Source organism: Oceanobacillus locisalsi (assembly GCF_042675985.1).
Classification (GTDB): domain Bacteria; phylum Bacillota; class Bacilli; order Bacillales; family Amphibacillaceae; genus Oceanobacillus; species Oceanobacillus locisalsi.
In genome coordinates this window covers 58835-79743 of the sequence record NZ_JBHTKK010000022.1, presented here as the reverse complement: position 1 = coordinate 79743, position 20909 = coordinate 58835, and the positions used below count along the sequence as shown (strand labels likewise).

18 protein-coding genes are annotated in these 20909 nt (G+C 40.3%); 3 read left to right on the top strand and 15 right to left on the bottom strand.

From position 1 onward, the window contains the following. The first annotated feature begins 380 nt into the window (after positions 1 to 380). The gene (locus ACFQ19_RS15785; protein WP_379593578.1) at positions 381 to 833 is read left to right on the top strand and encodes a DUF2507 domain-containing protein; all 453 of its coding nucleotides are present in this window, start codon (positions 381 to 383) and stop codon (positions 831 to 833) included. A 117-nt stretch (positions 834 to 950) separates the two neighbouring features. Here the strand turns inward: ACFQ19_RS15785 and uvrC are convergent, their stop codons facing one another. From uvrC to zapA, 12 genes are all read right to left on the bottom strand, one after another. Beyond that, a complete protein-coding gene (gene uvrC, locus ACFQ19_RS15780; RefSeq protein ID WP_379593577.1) occupies positions 951 to 2756 on the bottom strand; it encodes an excinuclease ABC subunit UvrC in 1806 nt (601 codons plus the stop codon). 136 nt (positions 2757 to 2892) lie between these two features. After that, entirely contained in the window at positions 2893 to 3207 is a 315-nt protein-coding gene (gene trxA / locus ACFQ19_RS15775; protein WP_080874199.1) for a thioredoxin, read from the bottom strand. A 181-nt stretch (positions 3208 to 3388) separates the two neighbouring features. Further along, positions 3389 to 4363, bottom strand: coding sequence for an electron transfer flavoprotein subunit alpha/FixB family protein (locus ACFQ19_RS15770; RefSeq protein WP_379593576.1), 975 nt, complete (start codon positions 4361 to 4363; stop codon positions 3389 to 3391). 48 nt (positions 4364 to 4411) lie between these two features. Further along, complete coding sequence (locus ACFQ19_RS15765) at positions 4412 to 5185, bottom strand: electron transfer flavoprotein subunit beta/FixA family protein (protein ID WP_379593575.1); 774 nt, start codon at positions 5183 to 5185, stop codon at positions 4412 to 4414. A 23-nt stretch (positions 5186 to 5208) separates the two neighbouring features. Further along, positions 5209 to 5982, bottom strand: coding sequence for an enoyl-CoA hydratase (locus ACFQ19_RS15760; protein ID WP_379593574.1), 774 nt, complete (start codon positions 5980 to 5982; stop codon positions 5209 to 5211). Between the two features lie 20 nt (positions 5983 to 6002). Beyond that, a complete protein-coding gene (locus ACFQ19_RS15755; protein WP_379593573.1) occupies positions 6003 to 6599 on the bottom strand; it encodes a TetR/AcrR family transcriptional regulator in 597 nt (198 codons plus the stop codon). 143 nt (positions 6600 to 6742) lie between these two features. Continuing rightward, positions 6743 to 8446, bottom strand: coding sequence for a long-chain-fatty-acid--CoA ligase (locus ACFQ19_RS15750; protein WP_379593572.1), 1704 nt, complete (start codon positions 8444 to 8446; stop codon positions 6743 to 6745). Between the two features lie 172 nt (positions 8447 to 8618). Then, entirely contained in the window at positions 8619 to 9029 is a 411-nt protein-coding gene (locus tag ACFQ19_RS15745) for a DUF350 domain-containing protein (RefSeq protein ID WP_379593571.1), read from the bottom strand. Positions 9030 to 9128: 99 nt separating this feature from the next. Beyond that, positions 9129 to 11474 (bottom strand): endonuclease MutS2, encoded by a 2346-nt coding sequence (locus ACFQ19_RS15740; RefSeq protein WP_379593570.1) that lies wholly within the window; start codon positions 11472 to 11474, stop codon positions 9129 to 9131. A 262-nt stretch (positions 11475 to 11736) separates the two neighbouring features. Further along, positions 11737 to 13449, bottom strand: a complete 1713-nt coding sequence (gene polX / locus ACFQ19_RS15735; protein WP_379593569.1) for a DNA polymerase/3'-5' exonuclease PolX — start codon at positions 13447 to 13449, stop codon at positions 11737 to 11739. Positions 13450 to 13579: 130 nt separating this feature from the next. Next, positions 13580 to 14131 (bottom strand): CvpA family protein, encoded by a 552-nt coding sequence (locus ACFQ19_RS15730; RefSeq protein WP_379593567.1) that lies wholly within the window; start codon positions 14129 to 14131, stop codon positions 13580 to 13582. 5 nt (positions 14132 to 14136) lie between these two features. Then, positions 14137 to 14397, bottom strand: a complete 261-nt coding sequence (zapA, locus tag ACFQ19_RS15725) for a cell division protein ZapA (protein ID WP_379593566.1) — start codon at positions 14395 to 14397, stop codon at positions 14137 to 14139. A 129-nt stretch (positions 14398 to 14526) separates the two neighbouring features. Between zapA and rnhC the strand changes: the two genes are divergently transcribed. Beyond that, positions 14527 to 15441, top strand: a complete 915-nt coding sequence (gene rnhC / locus ACFQ19_RS15720) for a ribonuclease HIII (protein ID WP_379593565.1) — start codon at positions 14527 to 14529, stop codon at positions 15439 to 15441. A gap of 17 nt (positions 15442 to 15458) precedes the next feature. Continuing rightward, complete coding sequence (ung, locus tag ACFQ19_RS15715) at positions 15459 to 16151, top strand: uracil-DNA glycosylase (protein ID WP_379593564.1); 693 nt, start codon at positions 15459 to 15461, stop codon at positions 16149 to 16151. Positions 16152 to 16215: 64 nt separating this feature from the next. Here ung and pheT read toward each other — a convergent pair whose 3' ends face one another. The 3 genes from pheT to ACFQ19_RS15700 all read right to left on the bottom strand — a co-directional run bounded on the left by pheT (position 16216) and on the right by ACFQ19_RS15700 (position 20852). Beyond that, entirely contained in the window at positions 16216 to 18645 is a 2430-nt protein-coding gene (gene pheT / locus ACFQ19_RS15710) for a phenylalanine--tRNA ligase subunit beta (protein ID WP_379593563.1), read from the bottom strand. A 20-nt stretch (positions 18646 to 18665) separates the two neighbouring features. Further along, a complete protein-coding gene (gene pheS / locus ACFQ19_RS15705; RefSeq protein ID WP_379593562.1) occupies positions 18666 to 19700 on the bottom strand; it encodes a phenylalanine--tRNA ligase subunit alpha in 1035 nt (344 codons plus the stop codon). A gap of 405 nt (positions 19701 to 20105) precedes the next feature. Further along, positions 20106 to 20852 carry a TrmH family RNA methyltransferase gene (locus ACFQ19_RS15700; protein ID WP_379593561.1) on the bottom strand — a complete coding sequence of 249 codons (747 nt, stop codon included), beginning with the start codon at positions 20850 to 20852 and terminating at the stop codon, positions 20106 to 20108. Positions 20853 to 20909 lie beyond the last annotated feature (57 nt).

The following is a 20909-nucleotide window of genomic DNA, read 5'->3' as shown; positions in this document are numbered from 1 at the left end:
TTTGACGCTTGTAGCTGGACGAGGGATCAGCACCATCTGAAGATCCACTTTTGCCAAGTGATCTTCTTGGCAAAAGTTAGCTGAAGAGCGTGCCCCTAGGAAAGCAAAACGGTCCGCCGTAGCGGTGATACCCTTAAAACTTAATTTGTCTACCATAAATTTTGATGAAGAGCTCTGAAAATATATTATTTTTATTTTGGTGGCTGTGAATAGTAAATAACAGATAGCTGTCCAATACCAAATAACTAGAAAAAGATTTAGAAAAATCGCCGGTGATGTTATGATAAGTTCATATAATTTGGTTCCAATACTTGCTAATTACGAAACAACCATAGATAATAATCATAGATATTTTAAAGGAACGAAGCAGGCAGGAAAGGATGAAAGTAGTGTCAAAGTACGGGAGCAATCAAAAATTGGATGTAAACACGTTAGAACAATTATATAGCGATGGAGCAGGATATGATATTTTACGATATATCGGTCTGCCTGAGCTTTTTGGTGAAGAAAAAGAAACCTTACTCTATTTTTTAGGCAGAAATGTAGCACGTAATTTTGAATTTAATAGTTTTGAAGATGTGAATGTATTTTTTGAAAAGATGGGTTTGGGAACCTTAGAACTTGCAAAAGAAAAAAAGAATGTAAAAACGTTTTATCTTTTATCCGAAGCGGTAATTACCAGGTTAAAATCAAATATGGAAACCGATTTTCGATTAGAGGCAGGAATCATAGCCGAAGCATTTCTGCAGTTGGAAGGCGTGGACTGTGAGTGTATTGAATCTGTTCATCACCGTCTGAAACAAATTGAATTTACCGTCTATATACAAGACTAATTATCTGCTGAAGCAGTAAAGAGGCAATACCGGTTATTCCGGCTTGAAATTATCAACAGCCGTGATTTATGCATGACAAAGCTGCTATTTTAAAGAACACCAAAACGATCGCGAAACTTATTCGATTTCACGATCGTTTTTTTCTGTATCCTGTTTTTTTAAATGTTCTATAATTTCAGTCGCAATATTTTGAGGAATACCAATCTTACGCATTTCCTCTAAAGATGCATTTTTAATCTCTTCTACTGTTTTAAAATGGGTCAGCAGAAGTTTACGACGTTTCTCTCCAACGCCGGGAATACGGTCAAGCTCCGATTGAATTACACCTTTCCCTCGCAGTTGTCTATGGAAAGTTACAGCAAAGCGGTGCACCTCGTCTTGTATCCGCTGAACCAAATAAAAAGCCTGCGACTGTCGTTTTAACGGAATCACTTCCGGAGGGTCACCATACAACAATTCACTTGTTTTATGTCTGTCATCCTTAGCAAGACCAGCGAGCGGGATACTTAAACCAAGCTCATTTTCCAGCACATCCGAAGCCGCTGACATCTGCCCCTTCCCTCCATCGACAATAATTAAATCAGGCAATGGAAGGTTCTCTCGTAGCACTCTTGTATAACGTCTCCGTATGACTTCCCGCATGGTGTCATAATCATCCGGGCCTTTCACATCTTTAATTTTATACTTCCGATATTCCTTTTTATTCGGTTTTCCGTCGTCAAAAACGATCATGGCAGATACAGGATCCGTGCCTTGGATATTTGAGTTATCAAACGCTTCAATCCGTCGCGGCATCTCTATATTCAGATAGTTCCCCAAGTCTTCTATCGCTTGATACGTTCTTTCTTCATCTCGTTCGATTAATTGAAATTTTTCATCTAAAGCAACACTTGCATTTTTATTAGCTAATTCTACCATTTCTTTTTTACGGCCACGAAGCGGTGTATGCACATTAATTTCAAGTAATTTTTCCAGTATTTCATCATCTATGCCGACAGGAACAAGCACTTGCTTCGGCTTTAAGTGATTTTCCTGCAAATAAAACTGGGCAATAAAACTGATAATCGTTTCTTCCGCTTCATCATAAAATGGAAATAGACTGACATCCCGTTCTATTAACTTTCCTTGCCGGATAAAAAAGACCTGTACACACATCCAGCCTTTATCGTAACTGTACCCAAATACATCCCGATTCACCAAATCGTTAGCAGCCATTTTTTGCTGTTCCATTGTGGCATCGATATGATGTATCGTATCCCGGAGTTCTTTTGCTCTTTCAAAATTCAACGATTCACTTGCTTCTGTCATTTCTTTTGTCAAACGGTTGCGTATATCTTTAAAACCGCCATGTAAAAAAGAAGTAATCTCTTGAACAATTTCCTGGTATTTTTCTTTGGAAGGCGGGTGCTTACTGCAAGCTAGACATTGCCCCATATGATAATAAAGACACGGTCTTCCAGGCGGATTATTACATTTCCTAAGCGGATAAATCCGGTCCAATAACCTTTTCGTCTCTCTGGCTGCAATCACATTCGGATAAGGCCCAAAATATTTGCCCTTATCTTTTTTCAGCTGTCTTGTAATAATTAACCGCGGATGCCGTTCTGATGTAATCTTTAAATAAGGATACGATTTATCATCTTTCAACATCACATTATATTTCGGATCATACTTTTTGATTAAATTCATTTCCAAAATTAATGCTTCTAGTTCCGAAGAGGTAACCATATATTCGAAATCCGCAATATCCTGTACTAAACGCTGTGTTTTGCGGTCATTTGCCCCTCGGAAATACGACCGGACACGATTTCTTAATTTTTTTGATTTCCCCACATAAATAATCGTTCCGTGCTTATCCTTCATCAAATAGCACCCAGGCTGCATAGGAAGAATGGACAGTTTTTTTTCAATTGCTTCTTTCATATTACCAGTCCTCTTAAAATACATCAGAAAATCCCTTTTCATCTGTTTGATGAGAAAGGGATTTTCTTTTCTCTAATAAAGAATCAAAGAATCTATTTTGTGCTGTATTATCACTCAAAATAGAGACCTTATTTTATTAGGCATGTTTATTAATTAAATCCGTTAATGCCTCTTTTGGTTGGAAGCCGATAACTTGGTCCACCACTTCACCGTCTTTTAATAAAAGCAGTGTCGGGATGCTCATCACACCAAATTTTCCAGCTGTTTCCTGATTTTCATCAACATCTAATTTGACGATCTGTACCTTGTCTTCCATTTCTCCATCAATTTCTTCTAAAACAGGAGCAATCATTTTACAAGGACCGCACCATGGAGCCCAGAAATCAACAAGTACAAGACCTTTTGACGTCTCTTCTGTAAAGTTTTGATCTGACGCATGTTTAATTGCCATAATTTATTACCTCCTTAAAACATCATACAGCTTATCATAAGCTTAGTATGAGTATATCACCGTATAAGTATACTGTATAATAGTTTGCTTGAACAAGTGTGAACGAAGCGCAAAAGGCCTGTGTTGAAATTTTCACTTCAGTCCTCTTGCTTCATGTTATAACACACAAATGCACCGCCGTCTATTCTTTTACCTTTTTAATTTCTTCAATAAGCAGCGGAATAATTTCAAATAAATCTCCGACAATTCCATAATCCGCCACATTAAAGATATTTGACTCAGCATCTTTATTGATAGCAACAATTACTTTAGAGTTAGACATTCCTGCTAAATGCTGAATAGCACCTGAAATACCCACAGCGATATACAAGTCAGGGGTTACCACTTTTCCTGTCTGCCCAATTTGCAATGCATAGTCACAATAATCCGCGTCACAAGCGCCTCTGGAAGCGCCGACAGCACCGCCTAATACATCTGCCAGTTCATAAAGCGGCTTAAATCCATCCGCACTTTTCACGCCCCTGCCGCCTGCTACGATAACATTTGCCTCCGCAAGATCAACACCATCAGCGGCTTTTCGTACAACATCTTTAACAATGGTACGCAAATCTTTAATATCAACATCTTTCGTACGTACCTCACCTGATCTTGAATCGTCTTTTTCAAGAACAGCTATATTATTGGGACGAACGGTTACAAATATAAAATCATCTTCAAATGTTTTTTTCTCAAATGCTTTCCCGGAATAAATAGGACGAATAAACACATTCTCATCGCCCTCTTTTTCAATCGCTACAACATCAGAGATAAGACCTGCAGAGAGTCGGCTCGCAATTTTTGGTGTTAAATCCTTGCCAATTGCTGTATGCCCCATAACGATTCCTTTTGGAGATAATTCATCGATAACCTCTAACAGCGCCTGTCCATATCCTTCTGATGTGTACGTTTTCAAGTTATCATGCGTTACTGTAATGACACTGTCCGCTCCGTAAGTAATCAAATCATTACCGGCACTTGTCAAATCGTTATCACCACATAGTACTCCGACAATTTCAGCTTCACTGTCAATTTGTTTTGCCGCTGCTATTGCCTCAAAAGAAACATTTCTTATTTCATTATCTCGCACTTCACCTACTACTAATAACTTATCGCTCATTATGATTATCCCCTTTCCCAATCAGCTTCTATCTGAATAGCCACACGCTTAAAGTACTTTTTTATCATTTTTCAATAAAGAGACAAGTTCTTTCACCTGATCCTCTATATCTCCTTCTAACACCTTGCCCGCCTCTTTTTCAGGGGGAAGATAGATATCTACTGTTTTTGTTTTTGCTTCTACGTCATCTTCATCCAAGTCCAGATCATCGATTTCCAATTCCTCCAGCGGTTTTTTCTTCGCTTTCATAATACCTGGCAAAGATGGATAACGCGGATCATTTAAGCCTTGTTGACACGTCACTAATACAGGAAGACTTGTTTCGACAGTCTCTACATCCCCTTCCACGTCTTTTTCAATGGATGCTGTATCTCCATCAATGGATAAACTGGTTATCGTCGTAACACAAGAAATACCAAGCAGTTCTGCAAGTCTCGGCCCCACCTGGCCGCTTGCTTCATCAATAGCGACATTCCCTGCCAGAATCAAATCTGCCTCTTTATCTTCAAAAAACGCTTCTAAAATTTTCGCTGTTGTAAATTGATCTCCATCTTCTAAATCTTCTTCTGTATTAATCAGAACAGCTTTATCAGCCCCCATAGCAAGTGCTGTTCGAAGCTGTTTTTCGGAATCTTCATCGCCGATGGTAACCACTGTTACTTCTCCGCCATGCTTATCTCTTTGAACAATTGCTTCTTCTACCGCATATTCATCGTATGGATTAATGATAAATTCTGCTCCGTCATCTTCAATTATGCCATTGTGAACAGCAATTTTTTCCTCTGTATCAAACGTTTTTTTCAATAATACAAAAATATTCATGTTTTTCTCCTCCTGACTAAAGTCTATCTATCTTGAAATTGAGCTGCTCTTTTCTCCATAAAAGCGCTTACACCTTCTTTAGCATCAGCTGAGCCAAAAACACCGCCAAACAAGTGCGCCTCTTGTTTCATACCTTCTGTCAATTGACTCGTATTTGCATATGGAATTAACTGCATAATCCGGTTAATGCCCGGTTTACTTTTCGAAGCAATTTTTTCAGCTAATTGAAGCACTGCTTTTTCAAGATCTTCTTCTTCAAAAACCCGGTTAACCAGCCCCCATTCTTCTGCTTGCTTTCCGGAGATAGGTTCTCCGGTTAAAATCATTTCATACGCTCGAGCATTGCCAATATAGCGCGGCAATCGCTGCGTTCCTGCAAAACCGGGAATAATTCCTAAATTCATTTCCGGTAAACCAATCTTAGCATCCACTGTTGCATACCGGATATGACAAGCCATTGCCAGCTCCAGCCCTCCCCCTAATGCAGCTCCATGGATAGAGGCGATGACAGGCAACGAGAAATGCTCGATTCTATTAAAAATATCCTGCCCATGCTTTGCCAAAGATTCATAATCCGAGGCTTTTTGAAGAGATGTAAATTCCTTAATATCTGCTCCTGCTGAAAAGAATTTACCCTCCCCTTGTAAAACAACAACCTTGGCTTCATCTTCTGTTTCAATTTTCGTTAGCAGCTCATCCAATCTTGCAATAATCTGCGAAGATAATGCATTGGCAGGAGGACTTTTTAGATTTAAATAAGCAACCTTCTTTTCTACTTTGAAATCAATAACAGACAAAAAATCACCCCTTTTTATATTTACTTGCTTATTTGTTGAGCTGTTAAAGCGCTGACAAGCATTCTGTGAATTTCGGGTGCCATATCAACAAGCGGATACTTCTGGTCTTTCATAACCCAATTGGTGACTATCTCATCAAGTGTCCCAAAAATCATTTGACGGACGAGAGGTATATTTAGGTCTTCTCTAAATTGTTGTTGTTTGATTCCTGTTTGAATAATACCGTCAATAATAGTTAAATAAGGTTTTAAAACCTGGTTAATCTGCAGCCGTAAAGAAATATCTGATTGTCTCAACTCCAACTGTGTTACAATCGCCAGATAATAATCTGTAGAGAGCTGTCCAAAATGCATTTTAATCATCGTATACAACTGGTCAGATGCAGTACTGCACGCTTCAATGGCTTTGGCAATCTGATCAATAAATTCCCCCATCTTCACTTCAAATAATGAAACAAGAATATGTTCTTTGTTTTTAAAATACAAATAAATGGTACCATCAGCTACATTTGCCTCTTTTGCTATTTTTGAAACTTGTGAACCATGATAGCCATTTTCAGCAATGACTTTAACAGCTGCTTCAATAATTTGATGATATTTTGGTTTTTGATTTTTCATAGCGAGCTCCTTGCATGCATAATAAAAATGAGTGAATAGTCATTCATATTTTTAATATACAGTTCTTGCTCTTTTCTGTCAATAAAATTCTTCTTTACAACGCTTCTTTTTAGTTCTCACCAAAAGAAAAAAGAGCACGAGGCTCAAACAGATGCTGCTTCTTCTTGTTTCTGTTTCTCTTCGTCTATCAGTTTTCTTCTCAAAATTTTTCCAACAGCTGTTTTCGGTAATTCATCACGGAATTCATAGATTCTCGGCACTTTATAGCTCGCCAGATATTCTCTGGTATACGCATTTAGTTCTTCTTCTGTAAGTGTCGCTCCCTCTTTTAACACGATATAAGCTTTGACAGTTTCTCCTCTGTACGGGTCAGGTACACCAGCTACTACAGCTTCTTGTACAGCCTCATGTTCGTATAAAATTTCTTCAATTTCCCTCGGATAAACATTAAAACCGCCAGCAATAATCATATCTTTCTTTCTGTCAACGACATAGAAGAAACCGCGCTCATCTACATAACCTAAATCGCCGGTTAACAGCCAGCCGTCTTTTAACACGCTTGCCGTTTCTGCTTCATTATTCCAGTACCCTTTCATGATTTGCGGCCCTTTTACAGCTATCTCCCCAATTTCTCCCACAGGAACTTCTTCTAAACCATTTTCGCCCATTTGTACAATTTTAGCGTCTGTATCTGGCCACGGAACACCGATACTGCCATTAATACGTTCAGCATACATAAAATTCGCATGCGTTACTGGAGAAGTTTCTGTTAAGCCATATCCTTCCACCAGATTTCCCCCGGTAATTCGTTCAAAACGCTCCTGAATTTCAACCGGAAGCGGGGCTGATCCGCTAATACACGCATCGATAGAAGATAAATCATATTTTTCTAAATCAGGATGGTTTAACAACCCAATATAAATCGTCGGAGCACCCGGGAAAAGGTTTGGTTTCTGCTTATCAATTACTTTTAATAATTCACCCGCGTCAAACTTTGGAATCAGAATAATTTTGGAGGCTTTTTTAATGGCAAAATTCATCACGGCAGTCATGCCATATACATGGAAGAATGGAAGAATACCAAGCACAACATTCTGCCTGTTCTGATCCTCGCTGCGAGAAAGCCACGTTTCACACATCTGCACATTTGTACTTAAATTATAATGGGTAAGCATAACACCTTTGGGATTTCCTGTTGTTCCTCCGGTATATTGCAAGAGCGCAATATCTTCTTCCGGATCAATAGCAGATTCTAAATAATCAGGCACCGATTGTTCCATTATCTTTTTCCATATATGTGTATCATTACCTGCTTCTACTTTTACCAACAGATTATACTCCCGCTTCTGCACGAATGGGTAAATGACATTTTTCGGAAATGGAAGATAATCTTTAATACCAGTTACAATAACATGCTCTAATGTAGTATGAGATCGGGCGCTGTTTACACGCGGAAGTAAAATATCCAAACATATAATAGCTCTTGCTTGTGCATCATTCATTTGAAAAATTAACTCTCTTTCCGTATAAAGGGGGTTCGTCGGAACAGCTACAGCTCCTGCCATCAAAATGCCGTAGTAACTAATGACAGATTGGGGTGTGTTCGGTAAAAAAATCGCTACCCGGTCTCCTTTTCTGATTCCGATGGATTGCAGGTAATTCGCTGTTTTCTTCGCTTCCTCATAAACCGCCTTATACGTCATTTCCTTCCCCATAAAGTAAAGCGCTTTCTTATCACCGTATAATCTTGCTGCATCCACCAAGTATTGGTACAGAGGACACTTGTCATATTCCAGCGTGAGCGGCAAATCTTCAGGATAACGGTCATGCCAAGTTCTTTTTTTCATCAAACCATTCCTCCTTCATTATCATTCTATACCTATTATAACGATTATTTTCTATTTTTTAAAATATTATCTATTTTCTATAGAAATAGATAAACAATACCAACGACGATGAAAACAACAGCTACAGCTATTAATATTTTTGCCATACGTTCAAATATCACGAATTTCACTCCTAACCTACAATGCTTGCTCCAATGACATATGCTAAACCAACGGAAATAACCATAGAAATGAAACCGACAGCCTTATTCCCATTGCCGATTTCTTCATCTACTTTCATAAATGGCGTTAAAAACTCAAAAAACAGGTAACCGGCTATTAACAATATAAAACCATACATGCCCCAGCCCATTGAAACCAGTAAACTATCATTATGTTCAATAGAGAATCTGAAAATCATGGCGATACCGAATAATTTTCCTCCAGTAGCCATCGCGACAGCCAAGTTGCCGTTTTTAATTTCTTCCCAATTTTTATAAGAAGTTACCAGCTCTGCTATTGCTAAAAATAATAGGGTGGATAAAATAAAGACACTGTACCTTGCTGCAGTTATTACTAATATGTTTTCCCAAAAACCTTCCATTTTTCTCGCTCCTTGATTTGGAAGAAGGGGGTTTGTCAACTTTGTGTTCCTGACCCCTTCTTCCCTTGTTCCAAACATTTAAATGCGTTCCAGTACTGCTTATGCAAAACGGATAACCGTAACACCGCTGCCGCCTTCTCCAGCTTCACCTGCTCTGGAACCTTTGATATGCGGATGACGCTTCACGAATTCCTGAACGCCTTTCCGCAAAGCCCCGGTACCTTTTCCGTGAATAATGGACGCTTGTGAATATCCGGCCAGTAATACATCATCGACATATTTTTCCAGTTTGTGCATCGCATCTTCATAGCGCTCGCCGCGTAAGTCTAATTCCGTTTTTACATGCTGGTTACTGCCTCTCACTGTCGCGACCGGTTCAGCCGGTTTCTTTTTCTTCTTCTTCACAAGTTCCAGATCAGACCGTTTCACCTTCACCTTCATGATACCGACCTGCACCATATATTCCTTGTCATTCACCTTTTCCACAACTTCGCCAAGCTGATTTACTGTCAGCAGTTTTATCTCATCTCCCGGTTTTAACTCGCTTTCTTCCTGACTTTTTTCAGGCTGATCCGTTGATTTATCACTGCTTAGGTTCGGCATTGCTTCATCTAACATCTTTCTGGCTTCTATCCACTCATGCTCTTTCATACCAGACTGATCTTTCATATTACGCATCATCTGAACAATTTCTTCTGCTTCCTGACGTGCTTTCGTTAGTGCTTTTTCAGCCTTTTCTTCTGTTTTCTCATACATTTTTTGCTTATTATCTTCCCAGCTGTTCATTGCTTTTTTCAATTCATGATGGAGCTTTTCACTTTCTTCCAATACCTCATGCGCTTTTTCGTAATCTTTCTCCGCCGCGGTATGAGATTGTTCCAAGGAAGCAATCATGTTTTCTACCTGATTGGAATCCATGCCAACCAGTTCTTTGGCATGATTAATAATCGCTTCATTCAGACCTAGACGCCTTGAAATGTCAAATGCATTACTGCGACCCGGAACACCAATAAGCAGCCGATAAGTCGGTCTCAATGTTTCTACATCAAATTCAACCGAAGCATTGACAACCTGGGTCCGATTAAAACCATATGCTTTTAATTCCGGATAGTGGGTAGTAGCAATAACACTGGCATTTTTGGAAAGTACTTCATCAAGAATGGACATGGCCAAAGCAGCCCCTTCTTGCGGATCAGTCCCTGAACCTAATTCATCAAATAAAACCAGAGACCTGTCTGTAACATGCTTCATAATCTCTACAATATTGGTCATATGCGAAGAAAAAGTACTTAAACTTTGTTCAATGGACTGCTCATCCCCGATATCAGCAAAAATTTCATCAAATACCGGCATTTCACAGCCGTCCAGTGCAGGAACTTGCAAGCCAGATTGCGCCATTAATGTACAAAGGCCAGCCATTTTTAAAGTGACTGTTTTCCCGCCTGTATTAGGTCCTGTAATAACAATTGCCTGAAAGTCTTTTCCCATTTCAATATCGTTGGCAACGACCTGATCCTCCGGAATATAAGGGTGCCTTGCCTGCTGCATCTTCATATAACCATGTATATTCATCTTAGGCCTAACCGCATGCATTTTTTGCGCAAGTTTTCCTCTGGCGCTGATAAAATCAATTTCCGAAAGCCAGCGAATATTATTTAAAAGTTCCTGCTCATAAGATGCAACATGCCCGCTTAGCTCTTTTAAAATACGTTCTATTTCTTGTTTTTCTTTAGAAAATAAATCCTGCAATTTATTATTCATATCAACAATCGCTTTTGGTTCCATGAATAATGTTTGCCCGGATGAGGACTGATCGTGGACAATTCCGCCGATAGAAGCTCGATATTCCTGCCTTACCGGCAACACATAACGATCATTCCGGATGGTAATAATGGCATCGGAAAGCATATTGCTGTTAGACCGTGTATAGCTCTCCAACTTGTTTCGGACACTGCTTTCATACGTGCGAATCGAACTGCGGATAGAGCGTAGTGCCGAAGATGCTGCATCCATTATATGGCCGTGGTCATCAATACAGCTGTTAATATGCTGCTCCAGTTCACGAATAGCAATAATATTGGCTGCTGCAGACTGCAGAATTGGAATTTCTACATCTTCCACCTGTTCCAAAAAACTTTTTGTCTGTCTTCCGCCATATAACGTATTGCCGATAGCTAAGACCTCATCGGCAGAGAGAATACTTCCAATTGCACTGCGTTTGACGCTTGGTCTTATATCTGAAATACCGCCGAGAGGGATTACTTTATTCAGCCGGAAAATCTGGACGGCTTCATCTGTCTGTGCTTGCAGTTCTTCTGTTTCATCCAGTGTAGACTTCGGTCGTATTTTAGATGCTAATTCCTTTCCGATAGAGGTTTCCGCTTGATCACGAAGCATTTCAGCAAGTCGATGAAATTCAAGCGTTTTTAAAATTCGTTCATTCATGTTAAAACCCTCTTTTATTAAAAATTAAATCTGCCTCTTCATCAAAATCTATATTTTCCGATAATGCGCGCAGCCGGGATACGCATGAACGGAGGGAAAACATGGAGACTCTTGCGGAAAAGCCCAAACACTCTTCGGTGGGGCGAGGAAGCGCAGCCCCAGCCCAAGTGTTTTTCCATAGCGGTCACTTTTATCGCCATAGCAACTCGTTTGTCCCCCATAGATTTTCATGTTGATCCTTCCATCTTATATATGAAATGATTTATCTCACCTGGTTAAAGAAATTGATAACTTCTTCTTTTGACCATGTATTGATGACGGTGGATGGTTTTATCCATCCTTTCCGTGCAGTTGCGACCCCATATTGCATATGCTGGAGCATGTCATAATTATGCGCATCAGTATCTATGACAAGCTTCACGCCTGCTTCCTGGGCTTTCTTCGCCCATTCACTTGATAAATCCAGACGGTTGGGATTCGCGTTGATTTCTAACGCTGTATTGGTTGCTTTTGCTTTCTCAATCAACTGTTCTAATTGGACATTATACCCTTCTCTTTTGCCAATAAGTCGTCCCGTCGGATGGGCAATAATGGAAACGTAAGGATTTTCAAGTGCATTATTCAATCTGCGCATGATATCTTCTTCTGATTGCTGAAAACTGGAGTGAATCGCCCCGATTACAAAATCCAATTCTTTCAGAAAATCATCGTCAAAATCCAGACTTCCGTCCGGCAGAATATCCATTTCCACCCCTGAAAAGATATGGAAATCCGGATATTTTTCATTTAACTTAGCAATTTCTTCGCGCTGTTTACGCAAGCGCTCTTCGTTTAGTCCATTTGCTACCCGTAAATATTTCGAGTGGTCTGTAATAGCCATATAGGAATACCCCATACGTCTCACCTGTTCTGCCATTTCATCCAGAGACTGCGCACCATCGCTCCATGTTGTATGCATATGCAAATCTCCGCGGATATCGGAGAGCTGAATAATTTCCTGCTTCGCTTTAAACAGCTCCACTTCTCCCGTATTCTCACGAACCTCAGGCGGAATAAAATGCAGGCCAAAATGATTGAAAAACGCTGTTTCCGTCTCAAATTGAAGGGTTTCTCCTGTTTCTTCCACTTCAACACCATATTCACTGATTTTTTCACCACGTGCTTTGGCTAACTGCCGCATGGAGACATTATGATCTTTGGAACCGGTGAAATGATGCAAGGTTGATGCAAATGCTTCATTGGAAACTAAACGAAAATCAACATTGATATCATACATTTCTTCTAAAGTAACCGATACCTTTGTATCTCCGCCGGCAATCACTTCTTTGACGGATGGAAAGGTAATTAATGCTTCTTTTACTTCACTTGCGCTTTCTGTCGCGATGATAAAATCCAGATCCTTCACTGTTTCACGCATACGCCGGATACTTCCTGCCTGAGAATAACGAATAATTCCCGGAATGTCATCTAAAAAGGCTTCTAACTTCTCCGCGATTGGAAGCATGGTGGCTATCGGAAGACGTTCTGGTCTTTTCCCTGCATCTTCAATAGCCGCAATAATTTTTTCTACCGATTTTTTGCCAAAACCCGGCAGCTCCTCAACCTTTCCGGCCAGGCAAGCTGCTTTCAATGTTTCTCCGTCTATGACACCGAGTTCCTGATACAGTTTAGACAGCTTTTTGCCGCCCAATCCCGGTAAATCCAATAAAGGAACAAGCCCTGCAGGCACTTCTTTTTCTAATGCTTCCAACGTTTCGGAATGGCCTGTTTCAACGAAATCTGTAATGACTTGTGCGGTCCCTTTACCGATACCTTTCATCTTTGTAAAGTTGTCTATTTCATTTAAACTGCGGTCGTCTGCTTCTATTGCTTGTGCAGCTTTCCTATAAGCACTGATCTTAAATGGATTTTCGCCTTTCAGCTCCATATAGACAGCTATTTCTTCCAGCAACCGAATGATATCTTTCTTGTTCATATTTCTTCACCCTATTCTGTCACTATTTACTGCGTACGCATTAACGGATGGTTATTGCGTTAAAACGGACTCAAGCTACTGATGTTAGTTTGAGTCCGTTTTGCTTATCGTTCTGTTCCAGCCTGCTATTTTATTTTCCAAGAGTTTCTGTCAAATTAAACCATAATTCATAAATACGTTCGGAAAAATACGGCGTCTGCTCAATAATAAGCATTGCCAGGGACGATCCCTGAATGGCTTCCTGCACGCCGCCAACAGGCGTTAACGCCAGAATATATAGAATGATAAAGCTGATTAAATAGATTTCAATGAAACCAAGTACAGCTCCTAAAATTTTATTTACAAAACTGATAATTGGTATAGCTGCTACAAAGTCCAGCATGGAAGCAATAATCTGCAGGATAAATTTCACCGCAAAAAAGATAAGCGCAAATGAAATGGCATTATAAAATGCATCTTCCACCGGCAGATTTTCTAAAAAGGATGACCATGCTCCATCACTGGAGAGATCGGGATAGGGAATGTACAAGGACAACCTTTCCGCAACCGGGCTGTAATACATTACTGCTACGATAAAAGCAATAATAAAACCCGTTAAATGGAATAATTGAAGGATGAATCCTCTCTTCAACCCCATCATGATCCCAAAAATGAATAGAATCATTATAATTATGTTAATCATGTTCGTTATTCCTCTTTCTTTTTTAATGAGCCTAAAAGCGTCGCATAGTCTTCTTTTAGTTTTACGTAATCATTCATGGTATTGACGGCGGCCAATACCGCTAAGCTTGCAGTGTCTAATTGTTTATTAACATCATGGATTTCGTTCATTTTTTGATCAACTAAACTGGCCACTAATTGTACATGGCGCTCTGATTCCGTACCAATAACATGGTACGTCCGATTATATATTTCAACTGGTATGCGTTTTTTTTCATTATCTGTCATTTTTTGCTGCCTCCTGTGCAACGATGATTCTACTATATACTAACATGAACTTTGCATAAAAAGAAGTATTTCAAAATCCCGTTATATTTGCTATAGTCTAAAGTATCGGATGATTGGAGGAATGAAGTTTTGGGCCAAATTGTATTAAAAGTCTCTGCAGATAAAATAAAGCAAATGAAACAGCATTATTATGCTTACTTAGAAAAAACACCTCAAGCTGCCGTTTTCCATGCAAAGACGCCAGATGCAGTAATCACAGCGTATCACTCTGGGAAAGTACTTTTCCAGGGCAGTGCTCCGGAAAAAGAGAGTTCCCGGTGGCAAGAAGGATCTGCTGCTGCAGAGCCAAAGAAAACAAAGCATTCCCCCAGTATAGACACAGCTATTTTCCAAAAGAGCCATATCGGGTCAGACGAGTCAGGAACCGGCGATTATTTTGGACCAATAACAGTGGCGGCAGTTTTTGCGGATGAAGAGCAGCAAGCACAATTAAAAAAACTCGGCGTGGAGGATTCCAAGCACTTAAGAGATGACTTTATTCAACAGCTCGCACAAAAAATTGTAAAACTGCCAATTTCGTATACTATCCTCAGATTGGAAAATGAAAAATACAATCGCCTGCAAAACAAGGGCTGGTCTCAGGGAAAGATGAAAGCAATGCTGCATCATCATGCCATTGATAAATTGATTAAGAAGTTAGATGGCACAGCTTACGACGGCATTGTTATCGACCAATTTTGTACACCGGCAGTATATAAACGCTATCTGCAATCAGAAGCATTACAGCTTCATGATCATACAACCTTTATTACGAAAGCGGAGAGCTATTCCATTAATGTAGCTGCCGCGTCCATATTAGCCAGAGCCCGTTTCGTAACCGCTATGAACAAATTATCCGAAGAAGCAGGTATCACCTTGCCAAAAGGTGCATCCAGCACAGTGGATAAAGCAGCTGCCAATTATATCAAAACCCACGGCGAAAAACAGCTGGGACACGTGGCGAAACTTCATTTTGCGAATACGGAAAAGGCTAAGAAATATTAATAATGGAAGGTGCTATAATGAATATACCTTTAACCAACGACTGGGGACAAGTTTTAAAGCAAGAATTTCAAAAAGACTACTATCAAAACTTGCGTGAATTTCTCAAACAAGAGTACAGTTCTTACACCGTCTATCCAGATATGTACGATATATTTAATGCTTTACACTACACTGACTTTCAAAACGTGAAGGTCGTTATTTTAGGTCAGGATCCTTATCACGGCCCAAATCAGGCACACGGTTTAAGTTTTTCTGTCCAGCCCGGCGTAGCAGTCCCTCCTTCCTTAAAAAATATGTACCAGGAACTGGCTGCTGATGTCGGTTTTAACATTCCTTCCCATGGTTATTTGAAAGAATGGGCTCAGCAGGGCGTGTTATTGCTTAACAATGTCTTGACCGTCCGCGCTCACCAAGCTCATTCCCATAAAAATAAAGGCTGGGAACACTTCACGAACCAGGTTATAAATTCATTAAACCAGAAAGATAACCCGGTCGTTTTCTTATTATGGGGCGCTGCTGCCCAGAAGAAGATAGATTTAATTGACACGGGGAAACATTATGTTTTAAAAGCGCCCCACCCCAGCCCATTATCCGCACACCGCGGTTTTTTTGGATGCCGGCACTTTTCAAAAACAAACGCTATCCTCGAGCAGGAAAATCTGCCCCTTATTGATTGGCAGCTTTCTATGGATGTAACTGCAGATCATTGACTGCAAAGATAAAGCCGCTGTAACAGCTTCGAAAAAACTGTTACAACGGCTTTATCTTTAAAAATCAGGAACGGACATAAGATCCAAATTGGTTATTTACTTTTTCAATAATTTCCTGATAAGACGCATCCACTTCTTCATCTTTCAATGTACGGCTTGGATCCTGATACAGAAGACGATAGGCAACAGATTTCTTCCCTTCTTCCATACGATCTCCCTGGTAAACATCAAAAATAGATACCTCTTTCACTAAAGGAACACCGATTTCCCGAATAACTGTTTGAACATCTCCTGCAGGAACGTCATTATCCAGAATAAAAGCAATGTCTCTTGTGACAGATGGATAACGCGGAATATCCATAAAGGACGGCTGTTCTTGATGGACAGCGAATATCGTTTCCAGATTCACTTCAAATACATATGTTTCTTTGATATCAAAGTCCTTCGCAACAAGCGGGTGAATTTGACCAACATAACCGATACCTTGTCCGTTCAAACGAATTTCTGCGCAACGTCCCGGATGCATATCTTCCATTTTCACCTGAGCAAATGTCACATCCAATGCCAGATGTGCAAACAATCCTTCTACAATCCCTTTCGCAACATAAAAATCAACTGGCTTTTTCTCCTGCTGCCATGGATGATTATGCCATAATCCTGTTAAAGCACCAGCAACATGCAGGTTCTCTACAGGCTGTTTGGTTACTTGTTCTTCTTCTGAAACAAAAACCTTGCCAATTTCATAATAAGCTAAATCCGTTTGTGTTCTAGCCACATTATGCTGTATGACACGTAACATTTCCGGAATCAGACTTAGGCGGAGGTGGCTGTGTTCTTCACTCATCGGCATCGCCAATCCAACAGGACGGACAGTTTGATGGCTTATATCCGGTGTCTGGAATCGGCTTGCATCCTGCCGATTTGTTAAAGAGTAAGTCAGAGTTTCCATTAATCCGGCGCTGGACAAATTATTTTTTATTTCCCGCTGTAATAATTGGATATCTGTTAATCCGCCAGCTTGCACCCAGCCTTGCGGAATCGTATACGGAAGATGATCATAGCCGTGAATACGGATGATTTCTTCTAAAATATCTTCAAAAATGGAAATATCCAGACGGCGCGTCGGTACTTGAACAATGATTTCTTCCCCTAGTTGCGTGAATTCAAATTGCAGCCGCGTGAGAACAGAAGTGATTGCATCTTCGTCCAGCTCCATTCCCAGACGCTGATTCACTTTTGCTGTGGTAACCGATACCGTTTTTTCTGACTTGTCCAGTTCGTCTACTTCCACGATCCCATTGGCTACTTTCCCATTGGCATATTTTTGGAGCAGACTGCAAGCACGAATGCCTGCACGTTTCACACGGTTTGGATCGACACCTTTTTCAAAACGAGTACTTGATTCACTGCGCAGACCTGTTTGCTTGACTGTACGATGAACAGAAACAGATTCGAAATAAGCAGCCTCCAATAGAATATTGGTTGTGTTATCCGTTACTTCCGAATCCGCGCCGCCCATGACTCCTGCTAATGCAACAGGTTCTTTACCGTTTGTTATAACCAGATTCTCTTCGTTTAAAAGACGTTCCTGGCCATCCAGTGTAACCATGATTTCATCTGCCTCTGCTTGGCGGATAACGACCTCTTTCGAACCAAATCGATCGTAGTCAAACGCGTGCAATGGCTGTCCATATTCTAATAATACAAAGTTGGTAATATCAACAACATTATTAATTGGACGAATACCAGCAGCCATTAAATAATTACGTATCCATAGAGGTGCCTGTTTGATTTCTACATCTTTTACTACAAAAGCTCCGTAATATGGATTATTTTCAATAGCATCAATCTTCACATCGATATAATCTTTGGCTTGTAACGATGCATCTGGCGACAGCGTCTCTTCAGGCAAATCAATGGGCTGATTTAACACAGCTGCTACTTCATATGCTACACCAAGCATACTTAATGCATCCGGACGATTCGCTAAAACATCCAAATCTAGCACCGCATCATCCAAATTTAATAATTTCTGTACAGACGCACCAACTTCTGCATCTTCAGGGAATACAAAGATACCTTCTGCAACGTCGGCAGGAATGTATTTCTCTTCCAATCCAAGCTCTTGCAGGGAACAAATCATACCATTCGATTCGACACCGCGCAGTTTTGCTTTTTTGATTTTCACTCCACTTGGCAGGTGGGCTCCTGGTTTCGCCACAGCAACCTTCTGCCCTGCTGCAATGTTGGCAGCTCCACATACGATTTGCAGCGTCGTATCCCAGACATCCACTTGACATAGACTTAATTTATCTGCGTCCGGGTGCTTCTCGCAAGATGTTACATATCCAACAACAATATTTTCAAGGGCAGGAGCCAGGTATTCCACTCCTTCTACTTCAATACCGGATCGTGTTATTTTTTCCGCTAACTCTTCCGGTGTTATATGATCTAAATTGACATAGTTTCGTAACCAATTATAAGAAACAAGCATGTACTCTCCTCCTTCTTCTCTTATGCCTGATGATATTGGGACAAGAAACGAATATCGTTGGTATAGAAATGACGAATGTCATTCACGCCGTATTTCAGCATTGCAATTCGTTCCTGTCCCATTCCAAATGCAAATCCGCTGTAAACCGAGGAATCATAGCCGCTCATTTCCAACACACGCGGGTGAACCATGCCGCCGCCTAAGATTTCAATCCAGCCGGTATTTTTACATACAGAGCACCCTTCTCCATGACAAACCTTACAAGACACATCCATTTCCACAGATGGTTCTGTAAATGGGAAGAAAGATGGCCGTAAGCGAATTTCGCGGTCTTTCCCGAACATTTTTTTCGCAAATACATCCAATGTTCCTTTTAAATCACTCAATGTAATATTTTTATCTACGACTAACCCTTCAATTTGTCTGAATTGATGGGAATGGGTCGCGTCATCTGTATCCCGGCGGTACACTTTCCCCGGACAAATCATTTTAATCGGACGTTCTCCCTGATAAGCTTCCATCGTCCGCGCCTGTACTGGAGATGTTTGGGTACGTAAAAGCAATTCATTCGAAATAAAGAAAGTATCCTGCATATCACGGGCCGGGTGATTTTTCGGTAAATTTAATTTTTCAAAATTGTAGTGATCCGTTTCCACTTCCGGACCTTCTTTCACCTCATAGCCCATACCGATAAATAAATCTTCAATCTCTTCCATAATGCTCGTTAACAAGTGTCTGCCGCCGACATGAACCGGATTCCCCGGCAATGTCACATCCAGGCTTTCTGCTTCCAGCTGCTTATTCAAAGCTTCTCTTTCCAGTTTTTCAGTTTTTACGTCCAATGCTTCGGTAATCGTTTCCCGGACATTATTGGCAAGTTCTCCGATTACAGGACGCTCCTCCTTGGAAAGCTTTCCCATTCCACGCAGAACAGTTGTTAAAGAGCCTTTTTTACCTAAGTATTTCACTTTCATATCTTGTAAATCCTGGCTGTTTTCTGCTTGTTCAATAGCTGCGAGAGCTTCACGCTCAATCGCCTGCAAGTCTTCCTTCATTGCGTCAAATACCTCCTTTTAATACTTTCCAGTTTTTATGGACTTTTTGAAACATAAAAAAGCTTCGTCTCCAAAAAAAGGGACGAAGCTATATGGTCGCGGTACCACCCTTGTTGATTGAATACCTATATTCAATCCAACTCTTGCCTCATAACGGATGGCATGCCCGAATCACCTTTACATATTATATGGTCCAAGTGTCCGCTCCAGAGTGAAAATGTAAACATCCTCAAATGATAGAAATGCTTCCAGTCAAGGCATTTCCTCCCTGCATCACTTTTACAGGTTGTTACTTGCTCTTTCATTGCGTTTGGTTATTTGTTCTTTTCATCGTAAAAAGAACATATCATTTATTTTTATGATGGAATACAGTTATTATAGAAAATTTATCGCTCTATTGCAAGGCTAATTGTTTAAATAATACAGCAAAATACCTGCTGCGATACTGACGTTCAATGACTCTGCTTTGCCGAAGATCGGAATCGTTACACGTTCATCGGCTTTTTCCAATAATGAATCTTTCACTCCGGCTCCTTCATTTCCCAAGATAACCGCTGTTTTTTGTGGAACAGTCAGATTTTTGTAATTCTCCGCCTTTTCTAAAGCTGTAGCCCACACTGTATAACCCGCTTTTTTCAGCCGGTCCGCCTCTTCATCCAAATCAGCATGCAAAACAGGCAAATGGAAAATAGATCCTTGTGTAGACCGGATTACTTTATCATTATATAAATCAACACAGCCGCTGCCAAGGATAACACCATCCGCTCCTGCAGCATCCGCAGTACGTATGATTGTTCCGGTATTCCCCGGATCCTGGACAGCATCCAATAAAACAATGAACTCTCCATCTATTGCCTCTTCCGTTTTTATTTCAACAACGGCCATTACCCCTTGAGGCGAAGCAGTAAAAGAGAGCTCTTTAAAAACTTGCCTTGTGACCTCTGTAACTGGAAGATGTTTAGCTATCTCCGGTACAGTGCCCTCCTCCGAGACAATAATTTCTAACGTTAACCAATCACTGACCAACGCTTCTTCTATTAAATGATCACCTTCAATCAGGAAAGTATTGGTTTGCTTACGATATTTTCTCTGATGCAGTTTTTTTAAAGCCTTTATTTTTTCATTCTTCGCAGATGTTATCACGATATTCATCCTATTCCATTTTTAATTTTACATATATCATACATAAATTCACAACATCCGGTCAAA

Excerpts from the sequence above, each read along its gene's own strand:
- ACFQ19_RS15785 (WP_379593578.1), top strand. The coding sequence starts at position 381 with ATGAAAGTAGTGTCAAAGTACGGGAGCAATCAAAAATTGGATGTAAAC.
- uvrC (WP_379593577.1), bottom strand. The coding sequence starts at position 2,756 with ATGAAAGAAGCAATTGAAAAAAAACTGTCCATTCTTCCTATGCAGCCT.
- trxA (WP_080874199.1), bottom strand. The coding sequence starts at position 3,207 with ATGGCAATTAAACATGCGTCAGATCAAAACTTTACAGAAGAGACGTCA.
- ACFQ19_RS15770 (WP_379593576.1), bottom strand. The coding sequence starts at position 4,363 with ATGAGCGATAAGTTATTAGTAGTAGGTGAAGTGCGAGATAATGAAATA.
- ACFQ19_RS15765 (WP_379593575.1), bottom strand. The coding sequence starts at position 5,185 with ATGAATATTTTTGTATTATTGAAAAAAACGTTTGATACAGAGGAAAAA.
- ACFQ19_RS15755 (WP_379593573.1), bottom strand. The coding sequence starts at position 6,599 with ATGAAAAATCAAAAACCAAAATATCATCAAATTATTGAAGCAGCTGTT.
- ACFQ19_RS15750 (WP_379593572.1), bottom strand. The coding sequence starts at position 8,446 with ATGAAAAAAAGAACTTGGCATGACCGTTATCCTGAAGATTTGCCGCTC.
- ACFQ19_RS15745 (WP_379593571.1), bottom strand. The coding sequence starts at position 9,029 with ATGGAAGGTTTTTGGGAAAACATATTAGTAATAACTGCAGCAAGGTAC.
- ACFQ19_RS15740 (WP_379593570.1), bottom strand. The coding sequence starts at position 11,474 with ATGAATGAACGAATTTTAAAAACGCTTGAATTTCATCGACTTGCTGAA.
- polX (WP_379593569.1), bottom strand. The coding sequence starts at position 13,449 with ATGAACAAGAAAGATATCATTCGGTTGCTGGAAGAAATAGCTGTCTAT.
- ACFQ19_RS15730 (WP_379593567.1), bottom strand. The coding sequence starts at position 14,131 with ATGATTAACATAATTATAATGATTCTATTCATTTTTGGGATCATGATG.
- zapA (WP_379593566.1), bottom strand. The coding sequence starts at position 14,397 with ATGACAGATAATGAAAAAAAACGCATACCAGTTGAAATATATAATCGG.
- ung (WP_379593564.1), top strand. The coding sequence starts at position 15,459 with ATGAATATACCTTTAACCAACGACTGGGGACAAGTTTTAAAGCAAGAA.
- pheT (WP_379593563.1), bottom strand. The coding sequence starts at position 18,645 with ATGCTTGTTTCTTATAATTGGTTACGAAACTATGTCAATTTAGATCAT.
- pheS (WP_379593562.1), bottom strand. The coding sequence starts at position 19,700 with ATGAAGGAAGACTTGCAGGCGATTGAGCGTGAAGCTCTCGCAGCTATT.
- ACFQ19_RS15700 (WP_379593561.1), bottom strand. The coding sequence starts at position 20,852 with ATGAATATCGTGATAACATCTGCGAAGAATGAAAAAATAAAGGCTTTA.